This is a genomic window from Pseudomonas sp. S2_C03 (assembly GCF_054668405.1).
In genome coordinates, this window is sequence record NZ_CP162766.1 from 5,778,433 (window position 1) to 5,800,798 (window position 22,366).

19 protein-coding genes and 1 pseudogene are annotated in these 22,366 nt (G+C 60.7%); 8 read left to right on the forward strand and 12 right to left on the reverse strand.

Annotation, left to right across the window (positions count from 1 at the left end):
• Position 1: 1 nt before the first annotated feature.
• Together proC and AB4N64_RS26620 are read right to left on the reverse strand one after the other, a co-directional pair.
• Complete coding sequence (gene proC / locus AB4N64_RS26615; RefSeq protein WP_460120026.1) at positions 2-820, reverse strand: pyrroline-5-carboxylate reductase; 819 nt, start codon at positions 818-820, stop codon at positions 2-4.
• A gap of 35 nt (positions 821-855) precedes the next feature.
• The gene (locus tag AB4N64_RS26620; RefSeq protein WP_460120028.1) at positions 856-1,554 is read right to left on the reverse strand and encodes a YggS family pyridoxal phosphate-dependent enzyme; all 699 of its coding nucleotides are present in this window, start codon (positions 1,552-1,554) and stop codon (positions 856-858) included.
• Between the two features lie 56 nt (positions 1,555-1,610).
• On the opposite strand from AB4N64_RS26620, the gene AB4N64_RS26625 reads away from it, so the two are divergent.
• Positions 1,611-2,645, forward strand: a complete 1,035-nt coding sequence (locus AB4N64_RS26625) for a type IV pilus twitching motility protein PilT (RefSeq protein ID WP_460120030.1) — start codon at positions 1,611-1,613, stop codon at positions 2,643-2,645.
• 110 nt (positions 2,646-2,755) lie between these two features.
• Here the strand turns inward: AB4N64_RS26625 and AB4N64_RS26630 are convergent, their stop codons facing one another.
• Positions 2,756-3,373 carry a C40 family peptidase gene (locus AB4N64_RS26630; protein ID WP_460120032.1) on the reverse strand — a complete coding sequence of 206 codons (618 nt, stop codon included), beginning with the start codon at positions 3,371-3,373 and terminating at the stop codon, positions 2,756-2,758.
• A gap of 249 nt (positions 3,374-3,622) precedes the next feature.
• Here AB4N64_RS26630 and AB4N64_RS26635 point away from each other — a divergent pair, with 249 nt between their 5' ends.
• Positions 3,623-4,054, forward strand: a complete 432-nt coding sequence (locus tag AB4N64_RS26635; protein ID WP_460120034.1) for an NINE protein — start codon at positions 3,623-3,625, stop codon at positions 4,052-4,054.
• Between the two features lie 59 nt (positions 4,055-4,113).
• On the opposite strand, the gene AB4N64_RS26640 is transcribed toward AB4N64_RS26635, so the two are convergent.
• The 9 genes from AB4N64_RS26640 to gshB all read right to left on the reverse strand — a co-directional run bounded on the left by AB4N64_RS26640 (position 4,114) and on the right by gshB (position 11,997).
• Positions 4,114-5,082 carry a lipid II-degrading bacteriocin gene (locus AB4N64_RS26640; protein ID WP_460120036.1) on the reverse strand — a complete coding sequence of 323 codons (969 nt, stop codon included), beginning with the start codon at positions 5,080-5,082 and terminating at the stop codon, positions 4,114-4,116.
• A 227-nt stretch (positions 5,083-5,309) separates the two neighbouring features.
• Positions 5,310-5,696, reverse strand: a complete 387-nt coding sequence (locus AB4N64_RS26645; RefSeq protein WP_460120038.1) for a hypothetical protein — start codon at positions 5,694-5,696, stop codon at positions 5,310-5,312.
• A 323-nt stretch (positions 5,697-6,019) separates the two neighbouring features.
• Entirely contained in the window at positions 6,020-7,291 is a 1,272-nt protein-coding gene (locus AB4N64_RS26650; protein WP_460120040.1) for a dihydroorotase, read from the reverse strand.
• Positions 7,288-8,292: an aspartate carbamoyltransferase catalytic subunit gene (locus tag AB4N64_RS26655; protein ID WP_460120042.1), complete on the reverse strand. Its 1,005-nt coding sequence runs from the start codon at positions 8,290-8,292 to the stop codon at positions 7,288-7,290. The genes AB4N64_RS26650 and AB4N64_RS26655 overlap by 4 nt, the downstream gene beginning before the upstream one ends.
• 27 nt (positions 8,293-8,319) lie before the next feature.
• On the reverse strand, positions 8,320-8,823 hold the full coding sequence (pyrR, locus tag AB4N64_RS26660) for a bifunctional pyr operon transcriptional regulator/uracil phosphoribosyltransferase PyrR (RefSeq protein ID WP_460120044.1): 504 nt from the start codon (positions 8,821-8,823) through the stop codon (positions 8,320-8,322).
• A gap of 93 nt (positions 8,824-8,916) precedes the next feature.
• Positions 8,917-9,354, reverse strand: a complete 438-nt coding sequence (ruvX, locus tag AB4N64_RS26665; RefSeq protein ID WP_371050549.1) for a Holliday junction resolvase RuvX — start codon at positions 9,352-9,354, stop codon at positions 8,917-8,919.
• Positions 9,354-9,926, reverse strand: coding sequence for a YqgE/AlgH family protein (locus AB4N64_RS26670; protein WP_460120046.1), 573 nt, complete (start codon positions 9,924-9,926; stop codon positions 9,354-9,356). The genes ruvX and AB4N64_RS26670 overlap by 1 nt, the downstream gene beginning before the upstream one ends.
• A gap of 95 nt (positions 9,927-10,021) precedes the next feature.
• Positions 10,022-10,921 carry a TonB family protein gene (locus AB4N64_RS26675; protein WP_460120048.1) on the reverse strand — a complete coding sequence of 300 codons (900 nt, stop codon included), beginning with the start codon at positions 10,919-10,921 and terminating at the stop codon, positions 10,022-10,024.
• Between the two features lie 104 nt (positions 10,922-11,025).
• A complete protein-coding gene (gene gshB / locus AB4N64_RS26680) occupies positions 11,026-11,997 on the reverse strand; it encodes a glutathione synthase (protein WP_460120050.1) in 972 nt (323 codons plus the stop codon).
• Positions 11,998-12,350: 353 nt separating this feature from the next.
• Between gshB and pilG the strand changes: the two genes are divergently transcribed.
• The 6 genes and pseudogenes from pilG (at position 12,351) to AB4N64_RS26710 (ending at position 22,321) form a co-directional block, all read left to right on the forward strand.
• Positions 12,351-12,767, forward strand: coding sequence for a twitching motility response regulator PilG (gene pilG / locus AB4N64_RS26685; protein ID WP_460120052.1), 417 nt, complete (start codon positions 12,351-12,353; stop codon positions 12,765-12,767).
• A 46-nt stretch (positions 12,768-12,813) separates the two neighbouring features.
• Positions 12,814-13,179, forward strand: coding sequence for a twitching motility response regulator PilH (gene pilH / locus AB4N64_RS26690; protein ID WP_007987790.1), 366 nt, complete (start codon positions 12,814-12,816; stop codon positions 13,177-13,179).
• A gap of 10 nt (positions 13,180-13,189) precedes the next feature.
• The gene (locus AB4N64_RS26695) at positions 13,190-13,729 is read left to right on the forward strand and encodes a chemotaxis protein CheW (protein WP_460120054.1); all 540 of its coding nucleotides are present in this window, start codon (positions 13,190-13,192) and stop codon (positions 13,727-13,729) included.
• A gap of 162 nt (positions 13,730-13,891) precedes the next feature.
• Entirely contained in the window at positions 13,892-15,949 is a 2,058-nt protein-coding gene (locus tag AB4N64_RS26700; RefSeq protein WP_460120056.1) for a methyl-accepting chemotaxis protein, read from the forward strand.
• 33 nt (positions 15,950-15,982) lie between these two features.
• A pseudogene (locus tag AB4N64_RS26705) lies at positions 15,983-21,873 on the forward strand (Hpt domain-containing protein).
• Positions 21,866-22,321, forward strand: coding sequence for a chemotaxis protein CheW (locus AB4N64_RS26710; protein ID WP_460120058.1), 456 nt, complete (start codon positions 21,866-21,868; stop codon positions 22,319-22,321). Before AB4N64_RS26705 ends, AB4N64_RS26710 begins: the two are co-directional and overlap by 8 nt.
• Positions 22,322-22,366 lie beyond the last annotated feature (45 nt).

Below are 22,366 nucleotides of genomic sequence, written 5' to 3' on the forward strand. Positions count from 1 at the left end.
CTTATTGACCCAGTTGTTCGGCCATCTCGGCCGAGCGGTGCTTTGCTGCGCCCAATGCTTTTTCGACCAGGGCTTCGAAGCCACCCGCCTGGAACGATTTGATTGCAGCTTCTGTGGTGCCGGCTGGCGATGTTACACGGCGGCGCAATTCGGCAGCGTCCACATCACTGGACACCGCCATGTGCGCAGCACCCAGTGCGGTTTGCAGGGTCAGTTGGGCGGCGATGTCGGCAGGCAGGCCGAGTTTCACCCCGGCGGCGGTCATGGCTTCGATCAGCAGGAAGAAATACGCCGGACCGGAGCCGGAAACGGCGGTGACCGCGTCGAGTTGCAACTCCTCATCCAGCCACAGGGCGATGCCCACGGCCGACAGCAGCTCTTGCGCCTGCTGGCGTTGCTCGCCGGTGACTTGGGGGGTGGCGAACAGGCCGCTCACGCCCTGGCGCAACAATGCCGGGGTGTTGGGCATGCAGCGCACGATCGGCTGTGCGCCCAGCCAATTGTTCATGCTGGCGCAGGTGATGCCGGCCGCGATGGACACCACCAGTTGGGTCGGCGCAAGGCTTGGGCGAAGGGCTTCGCACACGGCTTTCATGGCTTGCGGCTTGACGGCCAGCACGACCACGTCCGCGCCCTGAATGGCCTCTGCGTTGTCGGCGAAGGTTTCAATGCCGTGTTCGGCGCTCACTTTGGCGCGGGTTTCAGCGCCTGGATCGCTGGCGCGGATCTGCGCGGCGTCCAGACCCTTGGCGCGCAGGCCGCCGATCAGGCTGGCCGCCATGTTGCCGGCACCGATGAAGGCAATGCGAGTCTTGCTCATGTCAGGTCCTTATAAAAAGAGGTGTCAGCCATTGTTCAGGGCTGGCCTTGCATGTGTGGATAGTCGCGGGCGCCGAACAGGGCCGTACCGATGCGGACCCAGGTGGCGCCTTGGGCGATGGCCGACTCGAGGTCATGGCTCATGCCCATGGACAAGGTGTCGAGTGGCAGTTGAAGGCTGGCTTGCAGGCTGTTCACGGCAGCAAATGCGGCGTCCTGGGCGGCGCGATCTTCCGTCGGCTCGGGGATGGCCATCAACCCGCGCAACTTGAGGCGCGGCAGTTCGCTGATGGCTTGGGCCAGTGCGGGAAGGTCGGCCGGGGTGCAGCCGGACTTGCTGGCTTCACCGCTGACATTGACCTGGATACAGATGTTCAGGGGCGGCAGATCCGCCGGACGTTGCTCGGACAGGCGTTGTGCAATTTTCAGACGATCCACGGAGTGCACCCAGGCGAAGTGTTCGGCAATAGCGCGAGTCTTGTTCGACTGAATGGGGCCGATGAAGTGCCAGATCAAGGGCAGGTCGGCCAATTCGAGCTGTTTGCTCAAGGCTTCCTGCAGGTAGTTCTCACCAAAATCGCGCAGGCCTGCGGCGTACGCTTCACGCAGATCGTGTGCAGGCTTGGTCTTGCTCACTGCCAACAGCTGCACGCTGTGCTCGTCGCGGTGGGCGGCGAGGGCGGCAGCCCGGATGCGTGAACTAACCAGGGCAATGTTGTCTGCTATCGTGGACATTCAAGAGGCGCCAGCGGTCTGAGGTTGGCGGCATTCTACTGGAATTGAGGAGTGCTATGGATATCACTGAGCTGCTGGCGTTCAGCGCCAAACAAGGCGCGTCCGACCTGCACCTGTCTGCCGGGCTGCCGCCGATGATTCGCGTTGATGGCGACGTGCGGCGCATCAACCTGCCGGCCCTGGATCACAAGGAGGTTCAGGCTCTGGTCTACGACATCATGAATGACACCCAGCGCATGGAGTTCGAGAAGCACCTGGAAACCGACTTTTCCTTTGACGTGCCCGGTGTTGCGCGCTTCAGGGTCAATGCATTCAATCAGAACCGGGGGGCGGGGGCGGTGTTTCGGACCATTCCATCAAAGGTCCTGAGCATGGACGACCTGGGCATGGGCGAGGTGTTTCGCCGGATCACCGAATCGCCCCGAGGCCTGGTGCTGGTGACCGGGCCGACCGGTTCGGGCAAGTCCACGACCCTGGCGGCTATGATCGATTACCTCAACAACAATCGACATCACCACATCCTGACCATCGAAGATCCGATCGAATTCGTCCACGAATCGCGCAAATGCCTGATCAATCAGCGCGAAGTCCACCGTGATACCCGCAGTTTCGCCACCGCCTTGCGCTCGGCGCTGCGGGAAGACCCGGACGTGATCCTGGTGGGTGAGATGCGTGACCTGGAAACCATTCGACTGGCGCTGACGGCGGCGGAAACCGGTCACCTGGTGTTCGGCACCCTGCACACTACGTCGGCGGCAAAAACCATTGACCGTGTGGTGGACGTATTTCCGGGGGATGAGAAGTCGATGGTGCGCTCGATGCTGTCAGAGTCCCTGCTGGCGGTCGTCTCGCAAACGCTGGTCAAGAAAGTCGGCGGTGGGCGCATTGCGGCACATGAAATCATGCTGGGCACGTCGGCGATCCGTAATCTGATTCGCGAGGACAAGGTCGCGCAGATGTATTCGTCGATCCAGACGGGCGGGAGCCTGGGCATGCAGACCCTGGATATGTGCTTGAAGGAACTGGTGACCAAGGGCCTGATCACTCGCGATCATGCGCGGGAGAAGGCGCGGTCGCCGGATAATTTTTGAGGGAATGAGGGGCTTTCAAGGTACATCTCGCGAGCAGGCTCGCTCCCACGCTGGATCGTGATCGACACAAATCCTCTGTGCGAGCCTGCTCGCGATGGCGATGCATCAGATCACCGCTGAACCACCTGCAGGCCGCTCTTCTCTTTCGGCAGAACCCGCTTGGCAACAACGTAGTGCTGCTCCCAATACGGCTTCTTCAGCGTATCGATGGTCACAGACTTGCCACGACGCGGTGCGTGGATGAAGCGGTCGTTGCCCAGGTAGATGGCAACGTGATTGACTCGACGGCTCTTGATGTTGAAGAAAATCAAGTCGCCCGGTTTCAGGTCCTTGCGATCGACTTTCTCGCCATGACCGCTGGCCATGGCGTTCGAGGTGCGTGGCAGGTCGAAAGTGGCATCGTTGAATGCGTATTTCACCAGGCCGCTGCAATCGAAGCCTTTACTTGGGCTGCTGCCGCCCCAACGGTAAGGCGTACCCAGGACGTTTACGGCACGGCTCAGCACGTTGCTGCTTTCCTTGGTACCCATCGGTGGGACCAGGCCGCTTTTGCTGCTGAGCTGTGGAGCTGCTTTGACCGATTTCTTGCTTTTGCTCGCGGGAGCAGAAGCATGGGATTTTGGGGTGTAACCATTAACGTTCGGAAGACGTTGCTCACGATTGGTGGCGTGGGCGGCCAGTGGCAATAATAGGCAAATGGTTAGCCATGTCTTGAAAAATGGACGCATTAGGCAAGGCTCGTATGGATTAGCGCGAAACTTTATAACAGCTTTTTTTGGCTTCCCGAGGCCGTTGGTCGATTCCGCCAGGTTCTAAGGGAACCAAATGAGCGGCAAAAAGACGCAATTGTCCGACAGAAGTCCGCTGCTATAAGGGTTTGAAGCCATAGAAGTCTGCACCTGCCATCCGTCGGGGACTCGTAAAAAAGTCACAAAGATTTAAAGAATATTTATCTATCGTGTGAATTGAGGTCATCCATGAACACCTATCAACAGCCCGTTTCGCATCACGACACCCATAGCAAGGTGGTCGGCTACCTGCTGTGGATTTTCGGTTTTACCGGCGCGCACCGCTTTTATTACGGCAAGCCGGTGACCGGGACGATCTGGTTTTTCACGTTCGGACTGCTGGGGATTGGCTGGCTGATCGACGTGTTCCTGATCCCGGCCATGGATCGTGAAGCGGACCTGCGTTTTACCTCGGGGCCCATCGAATACAACGTCGCGTGGATTTTGCTGACATTCCTCGGGGTGTTCGGCGTGCACCGGATGTACCAGGGGAAGTGGATCAGCGGCTTGGTGTACCTGGTAACGGGTGGGTTGTTCTTCCTGGGGGTGCTGTATGACTTCTGGACGCTTAATGATCAGGTATCGGTGCGTAACGCGCAGAACAGGGGCACCTTCCAATAACCCTTGCTGATACAGGGCGCCAAACCCTGTAACAGCCGGATGGGGGCAGATCAACGTTTTCAGTCCGGGGTCTCGCCGTACAGGCTGATGCGATGCTCGCCCGTTATTTCAATTTCATAGGTGTGTCCGTCAAACATTCTGCCAGCGGTGGTCAGGATCTCCAGTACAGGGGCCCTGTTGCCGGCGATGGAATCGAATTTTTTCGGGAGGGCGCTCACAACCGCAGTGAGTTCCCAACTGGCATCTGCATGACGGATAAAACTCCCTTCGGCTTTCAAGGTGATCTTGCCCAGATAGGTACCGGTTACCCGACTGCTGTCGAACGTGTCGTAGACGAACGCTTGTTCACTAAAACGGTAGCTGCCAGCCTCAGCGTTGTTGGCGATGGCGTCCGTCAGTGACGGGATATCCGCAGCCTTGAGATTCAGTTCAATGTTGTTGATGTTGACGCTAAGGCTTTCGCCATTACCCCACAAGTAATGAGCGAATGCCTTGACCGGGCTGAACGTGCCCCCTGAGAGTTCGCCGGTGATTTTCTCGTAGCGGGTGCTGTAACCGCTTGCCGAAGCCTGCGCCAGGGCCTCCTCCGGGCTCATGTATTTCTGCGCTGCGAAGGCATCGGCCAGGCTGAAGTTGACCAGCTTATGTTTGAAATAGGCGTGGGTCACGGTCGGGCAACTATTGAGCAGGTAGTCATCGCATTCAGTGATTTCCCACAGTTCCTGTATGGCGCCGATGGCGTCACCGTACTTGATTGCCCTGTTTGCCAGTTTCAATTCATAACTGAAAGCGTCGAGGGTGCTTTTCATTTCCAGCCACACCAGAAACCTGTCCATGTCGCCGGAGGAAATGACCGGACCCTTGGCCAGCGGGAGCGAATAGCTGAAACCGTCAGTGGTGATCGTGGCCGTTGAAGGATCATCCCACTGCGCGGTGGCGGGTTTCTCCCACTTGAAGTTTTCATCCAGGGTGAGTCCACCGAATTCACCGCGGGTGTCGATTGGGGGTAATGTCAGCTCATATTTCATTGTTACTCCTTTGCCCTGTGGTGCAGAGCTCAATCGGGTTTCTTGGCCTGATTGATAGTAAAAGAGTAACTGACTGTCGGATCCAATATCTCTGTAGGCTAATTCCGATAAGCGTGAAAGATTGTTCAGCTCGCGGGGCAGTATATTTCCTGATTTAAAAGATATGCACTGTGGGTTTCGGCGATGTTTCCGGTATGTTTATGTCGCTTTCAAAATTATATGGGTTTTTAATGTGGGCGGATTTTAAGATTAACCATCTGGTGGGCGATTAAAAAAATTGCATTCAAGCTGTAAAAAAATGAAATGGCCATATGGTTTGGTGTGAGCCAATAGATAGCGCTGACAACAGTCAGGATGAAAGATGCTGCAGGGGTGAAAGTTAATAAGGCTATTTGAAAAGCTTTTCCAGTTTTCGAAGTCGGAGATATTTTATTAAGGAGTCGTTGGGTGAAGTGGGTGCCGATGAGTATGAAAAATACAATAAATACTGAGGCTATCGGAATGATGGCGGAGTCCTGACTAGTGTTATATGTAGAGTCTGCATGGTTTTTTATTATCATGGCGATCGCGACCGCAGCGGTTGCGAAGGTGACTAATGGATACGTCCAGTTCATCGATTTTCCTCCATTGACGTTTCTCCATGCTTTTTGAATTTTAATTGATAAACAGGCTGACAGAGTCCTGTAGTTCTGTAGGTTGGATCGGATAAGGAGGAAGGGAGTATCAAACTAGGAGCGATTACAGAATGTTTCGTACGCAAAGCTTTATAAAAGCTTATAGGCTTGGCAGAAATTTCTGACGAGGAATGTGCGTGTCGTATCTGATTTAAACGCGCGTCAATTCGGGTGGAGGGTAAGTGCCTGGTGTCTTTGAAGTGAGTTATGTTCGTGGATGTTTACCGCATGAGGGGGCAATCTGGTGCCCCCTATGCAGTATATTACGCTTGGTGACTGATCCGCCCATCCACCAGGGTGTAACGCACCACGCCCGGCAAGCTGTGTCCGATGAACGGGCAGTTCTCGCCCTTGGACAACCAGCGCTCACCGGCCACGGTCGAAGCCGTCGGGTCGAATAGCACGATGTCGGCGGCGCCACCCACCGTCAGTTTGCCGGCCGGCAGGCGCAATGCTTCGGCAGGGCCGGCACTCAGGCGCGCCAGCAGCGTCGGCAGGTCCAGCAGACCATCGTCCACCAGTGTCATCGCCAGCGGCAGCAGCAGTTCGACGCTGCTGATGCCTGGTTCGGTCGCGCCGAAAGGTGCGAGTTTGGCGTCGCGCTCGTGGGGTTGGTGATGACTGGAGATCGCCGAAACCACCCCCGACTTCACCGCCTCGCGCAGGCCGTCGCGGTCGGCGCGGGTGCGCAGCGGCGGCTGGACGTGATAGAGGCTGCTGAAGTCGATCAGAGCCTCGTCGGTCAGGATCAACTGATACAGGGCGACATCGGCGGTCACCGGCAGGCCGCGGGCCTGGGCCTGGGCAATCAGGGCCACACCGCGGGCGCTGGTCAGTTGGCTGAAGTGCGCGCGCACGCCGCTTTGCTCGACCAGCAGCAGGTCGCGGGCCAGGGCGACGGTTTCGGCGGTTTCCGGGATGCCCGGCAAGCCGAGGAAGCTGGCCGTCGGACCTTCATGGGCCAGACCACCTTCGGCCAGGTCATGGTCCTGTGAGTTGAAAATCACGGTCAGGTCGAAAGTCGCCGCGTATTCCAGCGCCCGGCACAGGGTGCGGGTATTGCGGAAACTCTCCAGGCCGTTGCCAAATGCCACGCAACCGGCATCGCGCAATGCCACGAGCTCGGCGAGCTGTTCGCCGTCCAGGCCCTTGCTCAAGGCGCCAATCGGGAAGACCTTGGTGTTGCCGGCCTCGCGGGCGCGGTCGAGGATCAATTCGGCCACGGCGGAGGTGTCCAGCACCGGTTTTGTCTTCGGCGGGCAGCACAGGCTGGTCACGCCGCCGGCAGCGGCTGCGCGCGTTTCGCTGACAATCGAGCCTTTGCGGCTGTAGCCCGGTTCACGCAGGGCGACGTTCAGGTCGACCAGCCCAGGGGCGGCCACCAGGCCCTTGGCATCGATGGACTCGACGGCCACGAAACCGGCGGGTGCGGCGCCGAGGGCGACGATCTTGCAGGCTTCGATATGGATATCGGTAACTTGATCCAGGCCGCTGGCTGGATCGATGACGCGGGCGCCGAGAATGCTGAGCTTCACTGGGCGTTCTCCTGTTCGAATTGGCGCTGCGCAGTCTGCCCGCTCATGGCCATGGACAGCACTGCCATGCGAATGGCGATGCCGTAGGTCACCTGGTTGAGAATCACCGAGTGCGGTCCATCGGCTACCGCCGACTCGATTTCCACCCCGCGGTTGATCGGGCCCGGATGCATCACGATGCAGTCCGGCTTGGCGCCGGCCAGGCGTGCGGTGGTCAGGCCGAACAGGCGGTAGAACTCGCCTTCGCTCGGCAGCAGGCCACCGGCCATGCGTTCGCGTTGCAGGCGCAGCATGATGACCACATCGACGTCTTTGAGGCCTTCGGCCATGTCGGTATAGACCTTCACGCCGTACTGTTCGATGCCGATCGGCAGCAGGGTTTTCGGTGCGATCACGCGGATGTCGGGGCAACCGAGGGTTTTGAGCGCCAGCATGTTCGAGCGCGCCACCCGCGAGTGCAGGATGTCGCCAACGATGGCTACCGACAGGTTTTCGAAACTGCCCTTGTGCCGGCGGATCGTCAGCATGTCGAGCATGCCCTGGGTCGGGTGCGCATGCCGGCCGTCGCCGCCATTGATGATCGCCACCTGTGGGCACACATGCTCGGCGATGAAGTGCGCGGCACCGGAATCACCGTGGCGCACGACGAACATGTCGGCGGCCATGGCTTCAAGGTTGCGCAGTGTATCGAGCAGCGTTTCGCCCTTGCTTGCCGACGAAGTGGACACGTTCAGGGTGATCACGTCGGCGGAGAGGCGTTGGGCGGCCAGTTCGAAGGTGGTGCGGGTGCGGGTGGAGTTCTCGAAGAACACGTTGCACACGGTCTTGCCGCGTAGCAGCGGGACTTTCTTGACCGCCCGGGCACCGACTTCGAGGAACGAGTCGGCAGTGTCGAGGATTTCCGTCAGCAGCTCGCGGCGCAAGCCGTCGAGCGAGAGGAAGTGGCGCAGCTGGCCCTGATCATTGAGCTGCAGCGGGCGCTTGGTGTCTAGAGGCGTCATCGCGAGGGGGACTCTCAATAGGGCGGATTAAAGGGCGAGGTCTTGCAGCTCGAGCTGAAGTTCCGGCCCGGACAGTTTCACCCTCTCATGGGCGGCAAGCGTCAGGGTGGCGCCGAGCACGTTCGGGCGGATAGGCAGCTCGCCAGCGTCCAGGTCCAGCAGGCAGACCAGTGTCACGCTGGCCGGGCGACCGTAGTCGAACAGTTCGTTCATCGCCGCGCGGATGGTGCGGCCACTCATCAGCACATCGTCGATCAACACCAGGTCCTGGCCTTCGATTTCGAAGGGCAGCGCCGAAGGACGCACTTGCGGGTGCAGGCCGTTCTGGCTGAAGTCGTCGCGGTAGAAGGAAACGTCGAGCGTGCCGAGCGGTTCTTCACTGCCCAGCTCTTTGAGCAGGGCCTGGGCCACCCACACGCCGCCGGTACGGATACCGATGTAGCGCGGTTCGCTGATGCCCCGGTGTTCCAGGTGTGCCTTGAGACGGATCGCCATCTGGCTGATCAGTTCGGCGGGATTTGGCAGGCTCATGGTTGCTCCTTCTTGGGCCCGAGACCGCTGAAGCTTGATGGGTTCGGGTTATCACTAAAAGAGCCGCTAGGCGGCTCTTCCGGGTTGAATGCATCAGGTGTCGAACAGCTCGCCGTTTTCGTCGAGCCAACCCTGCAACAGCAGGGCGGCGGCAATGGCGTCAACGGGGTTGTCACGGTAACTGCCTTTTTGCCCACCACGCGCCAGGCGTTCGCCCTTGGCCTCGAACGTGGTCAGGCGTTCGTCATGGGTATAGAAGGGCAGGTTGAAACGGCCATTGAGTCGCCGGGCGAATTTTTCTGCGCGGGCGCACATGTCGCTCGGCGTGCCATCCATGTTCAGCGGCAGGCCGACCACCACGGCGTCGGGCTTCCACTCTTTGATGAGGGCTTCGACCTGGTTCCAGTCGGGAATGCCATTTTGTGCCTTCAACGTGCACAGCTCGCGGGCTTGGCCGGTCACGACCTGGCCGACTGCCACGCCGATCTGTTTGGTGCCGTAGTCGAAACCCAGGATCAGGCGCAAAGCCATCAGGCGTGCCCCGCCTGGCTGGTGAGCAGGCTGAGGTTGATGCCCAGATGTTTGGCCGCGGCGTCCAGGCGCAGTTCGCTGCTGGTGTTGAACAGGATGTCTGCGTCGTACGGGCAGGTCAGCCAGGCGTTTTGCGCAAGCTCCGATTCCAGTTGCCCCGCTTCCCAGCCGGCGTAGCCCAGGGTGATCAGGCTCCTGGCGGGACCGACGCCGTCAGCGATGGCAAACAGCACGTCCTGGGAGGTGGACAGCGAGAGCTCGCCTTCCAGATCGACGGTCGCCTGGTATTTCTGCCCCGAGGGGTGCAGGACAAAACCGCGATCGGTCTGCACCGGGCCACCGATGAAAATCGGTACATGCTGGCACAGCGCCGGCGGTTCGATGTCTGGGCGAAGTTGTTCGAGAATGTCGGCCAGGTTCAGCTCTTGCGGGCGGTTGACCACCAGCCCCATGGCACCGTTGGCCGTGTGCTCGACGATATAGGTCAAGGTGTGCGCAAAGTTCGGGTCGGCCATATGTGGCATGGCGATCAGGAAGTGATGCTTGAGGTAGCTGGGGCTGACATTTTTCATGAGCGCTAGTGTGGCGTTCGGGGGGCGAACTGACAAGCTGGGGATGCACCGTAAAACGAATTCACCCTCAACTGTAGGAGGCAGGGGAGCAGCGATCAGTTGCTGGACAGGCGATCCCCACGGGCGAATTTCCAGGTGCGGATGATTTCCAGGCGGTCGATGTCCGACAGGTCGCCGGTGAACGGTGCGAACGGTGCGGCCAGCCTGACAATGCGCTGGGCGGCCTGGTCCAGCAGCGGTTGCCCGGAGGATTCGAGCACCAGCACTTCATACAGCGAGCCGTCGCGGTTGATCGAGACCATCAGTCGCAGGTTGCCGTAGATCTGTTTGCGCCGGGCTTCGTCGGGATAATTGAGGTTGCCGATACGCTCGACCTTCTTGCGCCATTCATCCTTGTACCAGGCGCCCTTGTCGCGCATGGTCGAGGCGGCGCTCAGGCGGTGGATGCGCGGGCGCTTGGCGTAGAGCTGTTGTTCCTGGGCCAGCTCCGCTTCCAGGCTGGCGATGTCGCTGGACAGTTGTTCACTGTCAAATGTCGGTGCGGCCACTGCAGGCTTGGTGACGGGTTTGGGTTCTTCGGTCTTGGCTGCTGCTTTTTTCGGCTTCGGCGCGACGGTGGTGACGGCGGCCTTGGGCGCAGTTTCCTGGACTTGTGGCTTGGCTGCCGGCGGCGGGGTGACCTTCTGCACCTTGTTGTCCTGGAACGGTGCGACCTCGGTGGTCTTGGGGATCGCCTTTTTGTCCAGGGTGCCGCTGCCTTCCTGGTTTTCCTGAGCGAGAAAATCGGCCTTTTGCGGCTTCTTTTCACTCTTGAAGGTGGCGAGGGTGATTTCCAGGGTCTTGCTGATCTGCTGGGGCTCGACCATGGTGAAGCCGACGCCCAGTAACAACGCCAGGTGAATCAACGCCGCCAGAAACAGGGTAAATCCGAGGCGATCGGCCGGGCGCACGCCACGATGGGCGAGTTCAGCGGGGAGATCGGACGGAAGTGTCATGGCAAAAAAAACCACCATAGCGTTTTCATGGGGCGGGCATGATAACGCAATGGTGGTTTTTAGCTGCAAGCTTCAAGGTGCAAGCGACAAGCTGTCGCTGCTCTTTACGCTTGCGGCTCGCAGCTTGCAGCTTGCAGCTTCTTCTCAATGGCCTCCATCAGCATGCCGCCGATGTCGGTGCCGAAGGCATTATCGATCTCACGAATGCAGGTCGGACTGGTGACGTTGATCTCGGTCAGGTGCTCGCCGATCACGTCCAGGCCCACGAACAGCAAACCTTTGGCGCGCAGGGTCGGGCCGACTTGCGCGGCAATCCAGCGATCTTTCTCGCTGAGCGGACGGGCTTCGCCACGACCACCGGCCGCCAGGTTCCCACGGGTTTCGCCAGCGGCCGGGATCCGCGCCAGGCAGTAGTCCACAGGCTCGCCGTCGATCATCAGGATGCGTTTGTCGCCGTCCTTGATCGCCGGCAGGTACGCCTGGCCCATGATCTGCTGGTTGCCCAGGGAGGTCAGGGTCTCCAGGATCACCGACAGGTTCGGATCGCCTGCGCGGTGACGGAAGATCGAGGTGCCACCCATGCCGTCCAGCGGCTTGAGAATCACATCGCCATGTTTGGCGGCGAATTCACGCAATACGTCGGCGCGGCGGCTCACCACGGTCGGCGGCGTGCACTGCGGGAACAGCGTGGCGAACAGCTTTTCATTGCAGTCACGCAGGCTTTGCGGCTTGTTGACCACCAGCACGCCGGCGCTCTCGGCCTGTTCCAGCAAGTAGGTGCAATAGACGAATTCCATGTCGAACGGCGGATCCTTGCGCATCAGGATCACGTCGAGGTCGCTGAGCAGGGCGTCTTGCTCGGACTCCAGTTCGAACCATTTTTCCGGGTTGGCAAACACTTTCAGTGGACGCATGCGCGCCCGCGCCTGGCCCTCGAGCTGATAGAGGTCGCGCTGTTCCATATAGAACAGTTCCCAGCCGCGTTTCTGCGCGGCCAACAGCATGGCCAGCGAGCTATCCTTCTTATAGGAGATGCTGGCGATAGGGTCCATGACAATCCCGACGCGAACGCTCATGGGTCATTCCTCAAAAAATGGGGGCTGTTGATGACCTGTAGGAGCGAGCATGCTCGCGATGGACTGGAAAACACCGCGGGGTGTCAGGCTGCCAGCGTTATCGTTGGCGACCATCGCGAGCATGCTCGCTCCTACAGAAGATCAGAAGATCGGCGTAAAAAGTGGCGTCAGATTGGCGCCGAGTGTGTCCCCGGTCAAGGAAAAACCATCGAGCAGGCTGGCCGATAGATTGCGTTTGGAGACTGTGCTAAAAAGGCTGCCATGTCGTACGGACCCTTGCTTATCAAGGGTTTCGAGCCACCGAAGGTCCGAAAACGGACAAAATGATTCGCAAAGGCGACGGTAGAGCATTTATGGATCAGCATTCCAGCGCCTTGAAGGTCATGGTGATCGACGATTCGAAGACGATTCGCCGCACCGCCGAAACGCTGCTCAAGAACGTGGGGTGTGAGGTCATTACGGCCATCGACGGTTTTGATGCCCTGGCCAAGATTGCCGACAATCATCCAGGCATCATCTTTGTGGACATCATGATGCCGCGTCTGGATGGCTATCAGACCTGCGCCCTGATCAAGAACAATCACGCGTTCAAGTCCACACCTGTGATCATGCTGTCCTCCAAGGACGGGCTTTTCGACAAAGCCAAGGGGCGCATTGTCGGTTCTGATCAGTTTTTGACCAAGCCATTCAGCAAGGACGAATTGCTGAGCGCGATCCAGGCCCATGTTCCGGGCTTCGCCGCCGTATTGCCGCAACAGGACATGCAGTGACGCTTGGCCAGCGGGCCCGGCGTCGACAAGAAAAATGGGGAAAACCATGGCACGTATTCTGATCGTCGATGATTCGCCGACTGAAATGTACAAATTGACCGGCATGCTGGAAAAACACGGTCACGAAGTGTTGAAAGCCGAGAACGGCGCCGACGGCGTAGCGCTTGCCCGCCAGGAAAAGCCCGACGCGGTGCTGATGGACATCGTCATGCCTGGCCTGAACGGTTTCCAGGCAACCCGCCAGTTGACCAAGGACCCGGAAACCGGGCACATCCCGGTGATCATCATCACCACCAAGGACCAGGAAACCGACAAGGTCTGGGGCACGCGCCAGGGCGCCAGGGATTACCTGACCAAACCGGTCGATGAAGACACCCTGATCAAGACGCTGAACAACGTGCTGGCCGGTTGATCGTCCGGCCATGACCGAGTCGCTGACCGCCTTCGAACTGTTGTTGCAGATCGACCAGCGCTGCCGCCTGCTGGCGGCGGACCTGCCGTCGCAACCAACTCGACAGGACGGCTGGAGTGGCATCGGCTTTCGCTTGGGGGAGCACTGGTACGTCGCGCCGATGGGCGAAGTCAGCGAAATACTCCACGAGCCAAGGTTCACCCCGCTGCCAGGGGTCAAGCCCTGGGTCAAGGGCGTGGCCAACCTGCGTGGGCGCCTCCTGCCGATGATGGATCTGTGTGGATTCTTCGGTCATGAACTCTCACCCGTACGCAAGCAGCGACGGGTGCTGGTGGTGGAGCATGCGGACGTATTTGCCGGGTTGTTGGTCGATGAGGTGTGCGGTTTGCAGCACTTCGAGCAGGACAGTTTCGAGCCGCTGCCGGTGGGGGAGCGACAGGGCGCCAAGGCTGAGTTCGTCAGCGGGCATTTCAAGCGTGAATATGACTGGCGGGTGTTCAGTCTGTTTGCGCTGGCGCGGTCTGCAAGTTTCATGAATGTAGCGGTGTAGTTGCAGCAACAGAGAACCCATTGTGGGAGCGGGCTTGCTCGCGAAAGCGGTGTGCCAGTCGAAACTTGTGTTGCCTGACACACCGCTTTCGCGAGCAAGCCCGCTCCCACAGCGGAGTCTTGAGCTAGGTCAAAAAGGCGAGGTTCAAATGGGCGAGGACCGATGACAAAAGCAAAACCAGGCAGGCCGGAAGGATCGCGCAGCCGATCGCAGATCATCGTGCTGTTCATCGCGCTGATCATCTTCATCATGCTGCTGTTTGCCAACTTCGCTTACCTCAATACGCAGGCCACGTACGACAAACAGTACATCGGCCACGCCGGCGAGCTGCGCGTGCTGTCCCAGCGCATCGCCAAGAACGCGACCGAGGCGGCCGCCGGCAAGGCGGCCGCCTTCAAATTGCTGAGTGATGCGCGCAACGATTTCGCCCAGCGCTGGGGCTACCTGAAGAAAGGCGACCCGGCCACCGGCCTGCCGCCGGCGCCGTCGAGCGTGCGCCCGGAAATGCGCGCGGTACAGATGGACTGGGAGCGCCTGCTGAAAAACACCGATGCGATCCTGTCCAGTGAACAGACCGTGCTGTCCCTGCATCAGGTGGCCGCGACCCTGGCCGAAACCGTTCCGCAGTTGCAGATCGAGTACGAAAAGGTTGTCGAAATCCTCCTGCAGCGGGGCGCCCCGGCTGCACAGGTGGCGATGGCTCAGCGCCAGTCGCTGCTGGCTGAGCGGATCCTCGGCGCGGTGAACACCGTGCTGTCCGGCGACGAGAATTCTCAACAGGCTGCCGATGCGTTTGGCCGCGATGCCACCCGTTTCGGCCAGGTGCTCACCGGCATGTTGCAGGGTAATCCGGCACTGAAGATCAGCCAGGTCGAGGACCACGATGCCCGCGCCCGGTTGCTCGAGATTTCCGAGCTGTTCGAGTTCGTCTCGGGGTCGGTGGATGAGATCCTCGAAACCTCGCCGGAACTGTTCAAGGTTCGTGAGTCGGCGACCAATATTTTCAGCCTGTCACAAACCCTGCTGGACGAAGCCTCGCAATTGGCCGTGCGCCTGGAGAACCTGGCCGGTGGGCGCGACACCGACACCATCGGCGGCTACGTGCTGGGTTTGCTGGCCCTGGCCTCGATCATCCTCATCGGCCTGGTGATGGTGCGTGAGACCAATCGCCAGCTGCGCGAGACCGCCGAGAAGAATGAACGCAACCAGAACGCGATCATGCGTCTGCTCGACGAAATCGAAGACCTGGCCGACGGCGACCTCACCGTGACCGCCTCGGTCACCGAAGACTTCACCGGGACCATCGCCGACTCGATCAACTATTCCGTGGACCAATTGCGCGATCTGGTGGCCACGATCAACCTCACCGCTGGCCAGGTTGCGGCTGCGGTGCAGGAAACCCAGGCCACCGCGATGCATCTGGCGCAGGCTTCGGAACATCAGGCCCAGCAGATCAGCGAAGCCTCCACCGCGATCAACGACATGGCGCAATCGATCGATCAGGTGTCGGCCAATGCTGCCGAATCCTCGGCGGTGGCCGAGCGCTCGGTGGAAATCGCCAACAAGGGAAACGAGGTGGTGCACAACACCATCCACGGCATGGACAACATTCGCGAGCAGATCCAGGACACCGCCAAGCGCATCAAGCGCCTGGGCGAGTCGTCACAGGAAATCGGCGATATTGTCAGCCTGATCGATGACATTGCCGATCAGACCAACATCCTCGCCCTGAACGCGGCTATCCAGGCGTCGATGGCCGGCGACGCCGGACGTGGTTTTGCGGTGGTCGCCGATGAAGTCCAGCGGCTGGCCGAGCGCTCATCCGCCGCGACCCGGCAGATCGAAACCCTGGTGCGGGCGATCCAGACCGACACCAACGAAGCGGTCATCTCCATGGAGCAGACCACCACCGAGGTGGTACGCGGCGCGCGCCTGGCGCAGGATGCCGGAGTGGCACTGGAAGAAATCGAAGGGGTCTCCAAGACCCTGGCGGCGCTGATCCAGAGTATCTCCAACGCCGCGCAGCAACAGACCTCGTCGGCCGGCCAGATTTCCCTGACGATGAACGTGATCCAGCAAATCACTACGCAGACCTCGTCCGGTTCCACCGCCACGGCTGACAGCATCGGCAACCTGGCGAAAATGGCCAGCCAGTTGCGCCGCTCGGTGTCGGGTTTCACCTTGCCGGCCGCCAAGGCGCAGACTGTGGATAAAGTGTGACGCGCGCTTGTATGGACAGTGATCGGAGTCGTTATGGCTGATCGGCACGACTATGTGGCCCTCGAGTGGGTCAAGGGCGAGATTGCCGAAACGTTGAAAGTGGCTCATCAGGCGATGGAAACGTTGCTCGATGACCCACAGGCGACGCACGCCCTGGATGAATGCCTGGCGTGCATCCATCAGGTTCACGGCAGCCTGCAGATGGTCGAGTTCTACGGTGCGGCCCTGCTCGCCGAGGAAATGGAACAGTTGGCCAGCGCTGTGCGGCAGAAACGCGTCAGCCATCGGGACGAGGCGATCCATCTGCTGATGCAGGCCCTCGGTCAATTACCGGTCTACCTGGACCGAGTGCAGGGCGCCCGTCGCGACCTGCCGTTGGCGGTATTGCCACTGATCAACGATCTGCGCAGCCTGCGCGGCGAGAGCCTGCTTTCGGAAACCAGCTTGTTCGCTCCGCAATGGCAAGACCTGCCGCCCCTCGATGAAGAGGCGCTGACGTTGCTGGAACCGACGGACTTGCCGAATGTGTTGCGCAAATGGCGTCAGATGATGCAAATGGCCCTGGTCGGGTTGCTGCGCGAACAGGATGACGAGACGCACCTGGCTTACTTGGCCAAGGTGTTTTCCCGTCTTGAAGGGCTGTGCGGCGATGCGCCTCTTGGCCCGTTGTGGCAAGTGGCGTCAGCGCTGGTCGAAGGCATGCGCGACGGTGTGATTGCCAACAGCCCGGCCTTGCGCAGCCTGTTGAAGGACGCCGACAAGGAACTCAAGCGCATGCTCGAACAGGGCATGTCCGCGATCAACCAGCCGGCGCCGCAGGAGCTGTTCAAGAGCCTGCTGTTCTACATCGCCAAGGCGGAACACCCTACCGGGCAAATGCAGACCATGAAAGATCGCTATGCACTGGACGACGCGCTGCCAGGCAGCGCAATGGCCGACGAAGAGCACGTGCGGTTGGCCGGTCCCGACCGCGATGCGATGCGTTCGGTCCTGGCCGCGCTGTGCGAAGAGTTGGTTCGGGTCAAGGAACGCCTCGACCTGTTCGTGCGCAGCGACCGCCAGCACACCGCTGACCTCGACAGCCTGCTCGCGCCGTTACGACAGATCGCCGACACCCTGGCGGTGCTCGGTTTCGGCCAGCCACGCAAGGTCATTATCGATCAGCTGGCGATGGTACTGAGCCTGGTCCAGGGCCAGCGCGAACCCGACGATGCGGTTCTCATGGATGTCGCCGGGGCCTTGCTCTACGTCGAGGCGACCCTGGCGGGCATGGTGGGCACCGTCGAGCCCCAAAGCCAGGAAGACACCCTGCCGACTATCGACCTGACGCAGATCCACCAGATCGTGATCAAGGAAGCGCGTATCTGTCTGCAACAGGCCAAGGACATGATCGTCGACTACATCGATGCAGACTGGGATCGCCAGACCCTGCAACCGCTGCCTGCGTTGCTCACCCAGGTGCGCGGCGCGCTGGCTTTGATCGCGCTGGGCAGGGCGGCGAGCCTGGTCGAAACCGCCAATCACTTTATCCGCGAGCATTTGCTGGTAGAGCCGGGGCAACCTGACTGGGAGGAACTGGACAGCCTGGCCGACGTCATCACCAGCATCGAGTATTACCTGGAGCGTCTGAGCGACGACCCCGAGGCGGCCAGCGAACAGTTGCTTGACGTCGCCGAAACCAGCCTGGCGTCGCTCGGCTTTTTCCCTCGCGAAAACGATGTGCCCGTACTCGAAGATGTCCTGAGCCCCAGCGAAGCGCAGGTCATGCAGGATTTGCAGGAGCTGGACGATCCCGACGTCGTCCAGACCCTCGCCGATGTACTGACCAGCCCTTCGACGGCGGTCAACCCGCCAGCGCTCAGCTCCCCAGGCAGCCTCCTGCCACCTCCCCCGGCGAAGCGCCGGTGGACGAGGAATTGCGTGAAGTGTTCCTTGAGGAAACAGACGAGGTCCTCGACATCCTGCGTGAATATTTGCCGCGTTGGCGGGCCGATCCTGCCGATGACACGAGCCTGGTTGAATTGCGCAGGGCCTTTCACACCCTCAAGGGCAGTGGACGGATGGTCCGCGCTCTGGTGCTGGGAGAGCTGGCCTGGACCGTGGAAAACCTGCTCAACCGTGTGCTGGAGCACAGCGTTCAGCCCGGCCCGGAGGTCCAAAAGCTGCTTGGGGATGTGTTGGAGTTGTTGCCGGGCCTGATCGAGGAGTACGCCGCTCATGCCCAGCGACAGCGCGCCGACGTCGACCAGTTGGCCGCCCGCGCTCACGCCCTCGCCAAAGGCGACGAGCCGCAGGCCGATGAAGACGTTCAGGACGTTGCAGCGCTGGACCCGTTGTTGCTGGAGATCTTCCGCAAGGAAGCCGAGACCCACCTGGCCAGCCTTGATCGTTACCTCGACCAGGCCGCCGAGCACGTGCCGTTGCCCGCCAGTGACGAGCTGCAACGCGCGTTGCACACGCTCAAGGGCAGCGCGTCGATGGCTGGCGTGCAGCCTATCTACGAGCTGGCGGTGCCACTGGACATGTTGGCCCGTGAGTACAAGGCGCACCTGATCGCCCTGGACCTGGACGAGGTCGAATTGCTGCTGGAGGCCGAGGGCCTGTTCCGGGTTGGCTTGCGGCAGTTGAAGGTCGATCCACTGGCACCGATTCCCGGTGCCGCCTCACTGGTCCAGCGAGCCCGAGCAATATTGGCCGAGCGGCTGGAAACCGCGTTGACCACTCCTAGCGCGGCGCAGCGAACCAGGCGCGACCCGCAGTTGATCAACAACTTTCTGGCCCAGGGCATGGATATCCTGCTGGACGCCGAGAGCCTGTTGCAGCGCTGGCAGCAGCATCCCGGCGAACGCCAGGAACTCAGTGCGTTGCTCGATGAACTCACCACCCTTGGAGAAGGTGCGCACCTGGCCGACCTGCACCCGGTGGACGAACTCTGCGAAGCCTTGCTCGACCTGTATGGCGCGGTGGAAGAAAGCAGTCTGGCCGTCAGCGAACGGTTTTTCCACGAGGCACAAGGCGCCCATGAAGCGCTGATCAACATGCTCGACGAACTGGCCGCTGGCCAGGAAGTCAGCCCGGCGCCTGCACGGATCCGGGCCTTGCGCGAATTGCTCGACGAAGGCCTCGACCCCTCCGCCATGGGCCTGATTCGCAGCGATGGCAGCCGAAGTCTGAGCATCCGCGAGTTGAGTGATGCCACGGCGCAACTCGAGCAAAGCGAACCGCCAGCCGGGGTGGACGAGGAGATCGTCACGATCTTTCTCGAAGAGGCGGTGGACATCCTTGAAAGCGCTGGCCAGGCCTTGCAGCGGTGGCTGGACGATCCGGAAAACGCCGCACCGCTGCTCTCATTGCAGCGCGATCTGCACACGCTCAAGGGCGGTGCGCGGATGGCCGAGGTCGAGCCGGTTGGCGATCTCGCCCATGAATTGGAAAGCCTCTATGAAGGGCTGGTAGATCGTCGCTATAACCACGCCGAGGCACTGGCGCTGCTGCTTCAACAAAGCCATGACCGGCTCGCGCAACTGCTTGAGCAGTTACAGACCCGAAAACCGTTGAGCGATCCGGCAGAGCTGATCGAAGCCATCCGCGAATTTCGCCAGGGCAAGGCCGGCGCGCCCGAAGTCGCCGAGCCGACACGGGTTGAGGAGTCGTCGGCACATGATCCGGAATTGCTCGAAATCTTCCTCGAGGAAGGCTTCGACATCATCGAGAATTCCGGTGCAGCGTTAGTGCGCTGGCAGGCCGAACCTTCGAACCGCCAGGAAGTGGAAACCCTGCTGCGCGATCTGCACACGCTCAAGGGTGGCGCGCGGATGGTGGAAATCGCGCCCATCGGCGATCTGGCCCATGAGCTGGAATTCCTCTATGAAGGCTTGTCGGCCGGCGTGTTGAAACCCACCGACGCATTGTTCGGCCTGTTGCAGGGCAGCCATGACCGGTTGGCACAAATGCTCGACGCCACCCGCGCCGGGCAACCGCTGCCGCCGGCAGATCGGTTGATCGATGCGATCCGCAACTTCAGTCATCCGCAGGAAGCGGTGGCCACTGTACCGGTGGCTCCCAAGGTCGAGACGCCCGTGCCACCGGCCGATGCCGGCGCCGACATGGTCAAGGTTTCGGCGGAACTGCTCGACGATCTGGTCAACCTCGCCGGGGAAACCTCAATTTTCCATGGCCGCATCGAACAGCAGGCCAATGATGCGCACGTGACGCTCAACGAGATGGAAACCACGATTGAGCGCATGCGCGATCAACTGCGCCGGCTCGACACGGAAACCCAGGGGCGGATTCTCAGCCGCCAGCAAGTGGATGCCGAGCGTTCGGGCTACGAAGAATTCGACCCCCTGGAAATGGATCGTCACTCGCAATTGCAGCAACTGTCGCGGGCGCTGTTCGAGTCCGCTTCGGATTTGCTCGACCTCAAGGAAACCCTCGACCGGCGCAATCAGGATGCACAGAACCTGCTGCAACAGCAGGGCCGCATCAACAGCGAATTGCAGGAAGGCCTGATGCGCACGCGCATGGTGCCCTTCGAGCGCATGCTGCCACGCCTGAAACGCATCGTCCGCCAGGTCGCCAGTGAGTTGGGCAAGGACGTGGCCTTCGTCGTGGGCAATGCCGAGGGCGAGATGGACCGCAACATGCTGGAGCGCATGGCGGCGCCGCTGGAACACATGCTGCGCAACGCCGTCGATCATGGCCTTGAGTCGGCCGAGGCGCGCGTGGCAGCGGGCAAGCCGGCGCAGGGACGGATTACCCTTGACCTGTCCCGGGAAGGCGGCGACATGATTTTCGACATTCGCGACGACGGCGCCGGCGTGCCGCTGGACGCGGTGCGGCGCAAGGCGATCAAGCGCGGCTTGCTGTCCCCGGACAGCGACCTCAGCGATCGCGACGTGCTGCAATTCATCCTGCAGCCAGGGTTTTCCACTGCCGAGAAAATCACCCAGATATCCGGGCGTGGCGTGGGCATGGACGTGGTCCATGAAGAGGTCCGGCAACTGGGCGGCAACATGAGCATCGAGTCCGTGCCGGGGCAGGGCGTTCATTTTCGCATTCGCCTGCCGTTCACCGTGTCAGTCAACCGCGCGCTGATGGTGCACTGTGGCGAGGATCAATATGCGATCCCGCTCAACACCATCGACGGCATCGTGCGTGTGCTGCCCGTTGAGCTCGAAGAGCATTACCGACTCGATCCGCCGACTTACCAGTACGCCGGGCAGCGCTATGAGTTGTGCTACCTGGGCGAACTGCTGAACACCGGCTCTCGCCCGAAACTGCTCGGCCAGAGCCAGCCGTTGCCGGTGTTGCTGGTGCAATGCAATGAACGTCACGTCGCCGTGCAGGTCGACGCCATGGCCGGCACCCGGGAAATCGTGGTGAAAAGTCTTGGCCCCCAATTTGCGGCGGTCCAGGGGTTATCGGGTGCGACGATCCTTGGCGACGGCCGGGTGGTGCTGATTCTCGACCTGCTGGCCCCCATTCGCGCCATGCAGGCGCGGGTGGCGCAACGCGCGCCAGGACAGGTCAGCGAGGCCGAGGCGCACAAGCCGTTGCTGGTGCTGGTGGTGGATGATTCGGTCACGGTACGCAAGGTGACCAGCCGCTTGCTCGAACGACACGGCATGAGCGTGCTGACGGCCAAAGACGGTGTCGATGCCATGCTGTTGCTCGAAGATCACATGCCCGACCTGATGCTGCTGGATATCGAGATGCCGCGCATGGACGGTTTTGAAGTCGCCACCCAGGTGCGCGCCGACGAACGGTTGCGGCATCTGCCGATCATCATGATTACTTCGCGTACCGGACAGAAACACCGGGATCGCGCCATGGCGATTGGCGTCAACGACTACCTTGGCAAGCCCTACCAGGAATCGGTGTTGCTCGACAGCATCGCGTTGTGGAGCAAAACCCATGCTTGAACACCGCACCAGCAACCTGACCGGGCTTTTGTTGCCCCTGGCCGACCGCACGCTGATCCTGCCGAACGTGGCGATCGCCGAGTTGATCGACTACCAGGCCGGCGCGTTCGATCTCGACACGCCACCGTGGTACCTGGGTCGTGTCACCTGGCGTAACCGGCAGATACCGCTGATCAGTTTCGAGTCGGCCTGTGGCAACAAGATCGTGATCGGCGAACGCGCCCGTATCGTCGTCCTCAACGCCCTGGGCGGCCGCCCGGAACTGAAATTCATCGCCATGCTGGTCCAGGGCATCCCGCGCTCCTACAAGCTCGACAGCCAGTTGAGCTATGTCGATGTGCCGTTGTGCCCGTTGGAAAAAGCGGCGGTGCAGGTGGCTGACCAGGTGGCGAAGGTGCCGGATTTGTTGGGGGTGGAAGAGATGTTGGCGGCGGCGGGGTTGGGCTGAGTCTTGAAGATTCCCAAAAAGGGACCTATCGTTCCTTTTTTGGGA

Coding starts and splice junctions, on each gene's coding strand:
- AB4N64_RS26670 (WP_460120046.1), bottom strand. CDS start 9,926: ATGAAAAATGTCAGCCCCAGCTACCTCAAGCATCACTTCCTGATCGCC.
- pyrR (WP_460120044.1), bottom strand. CDS start 8,823: ATGAGCCTGCCAAATCCCGCCGAACTGATCAGCCAGATGGCGATCCGT.
- ruvX (WP_371050549.1), bottom strand. CDS start 9,354: ATGGCTTTGCGCCTGATCCTGGGTTTCGACTACGGCACCAAACAGATC.
- AB4N64_RS26635 (WP_460120034.1), top strand. CDS start 3,623: ATGAACACCTATCAACAGCCCGTTTCGCATCACGACACCCATAGCAAG.
- proC (WP_460120026.1), bottom strand. CDS start 820: ATGAGCAAGACTCGCATTGCCTTCATCGGTGCCGGCAACATGGCGGCC.
- AB4N64_RS26640 (WP_460120036.1), bottom strand. CDS start 5,082: ATGAAATATGAGCTGACATTACCCCCAATCGACACCCGCGGTGAATTC.
- AB4N64_RS26630 (WP_460120032.1), bottom strand. CDS start 3,373: ATGCGTCCATTTTTCAAGACATGGCTAACCATTTGCCTATTATTGCCA.
- AB4N64_RS26655 (WP_460120042.1), bottom strand. CDS start 8,292: ATGACGCCTCTAGACACCAAGCGCCCGCTGCAGCTCAATGATCAGGGC.
- AB4N64_RS26695 (WP_460120054.1), top strand. CDS start 13,190: ATGACCGAGTCGCTGACCGCCTTCGAACTGTTGTTGCAGATCGACCAG.
- gshB (WP_460120050.1), bottom strand. CDS start 11,997: ATGAGCGTTCGCGTCGGGATTGTCATGGACCCTATCGCCAGCATCTCC.
- AB4N64_RS26710 (WP_460120058.1), top strand. CDS start 21,866: ATGCTTGAACACCGCACCAGCAACCTGACCGGGCTTTTGTTGCCCCTG.
- AB4N64_RS26645 (WP_460120038.1), bottom strand. CDS start 5,696: ATGAACTGGACGTATCCATTAGTCACCTTCGCAACCGCTGCGGTCGCG.
- pilG (WP_460120052.1), top strand. CDS start 12,351: ATGGATCAGCATTCCAGCGCCTTGAAGGTCATGGTGATCGACGATTCG.
- AB4N64_RS26675 (WP_460120048.1), bottom strand. CDS start 10,921: ATGACACTTCCGTCCGATCTCCCCGCTGAACTCGCCCATCGTGGCGTG.
- pilH (WP_007987790.1), top strand. CDS start 12,814: ATGGCACGTATTCTGATCGTCGATGATTCGCCGACTGAAATGTACAAA.
- AB4N64_RS26625 (WP_460120030.1), top strand. CDS start 1,611: ATGGATATCACTGAGCTGCTGGCGTTCAGCGCCAAACAAGGCGCGTCC.
- AB4N64_RS26620 (WP_460120028.1), bottom strand. CDS start 1,554: ATGTCCACGATAGCAGACAACATTGCCCTGGTTAGTTCACGCATCCGG.
- AB4N64_RS26700 (WP_460120056.1), top strand. CDS start 13,892: ATGACAAAAGCAAAACCAGGCAGGCCGGAAGGATCGCGCAGCCGATCG.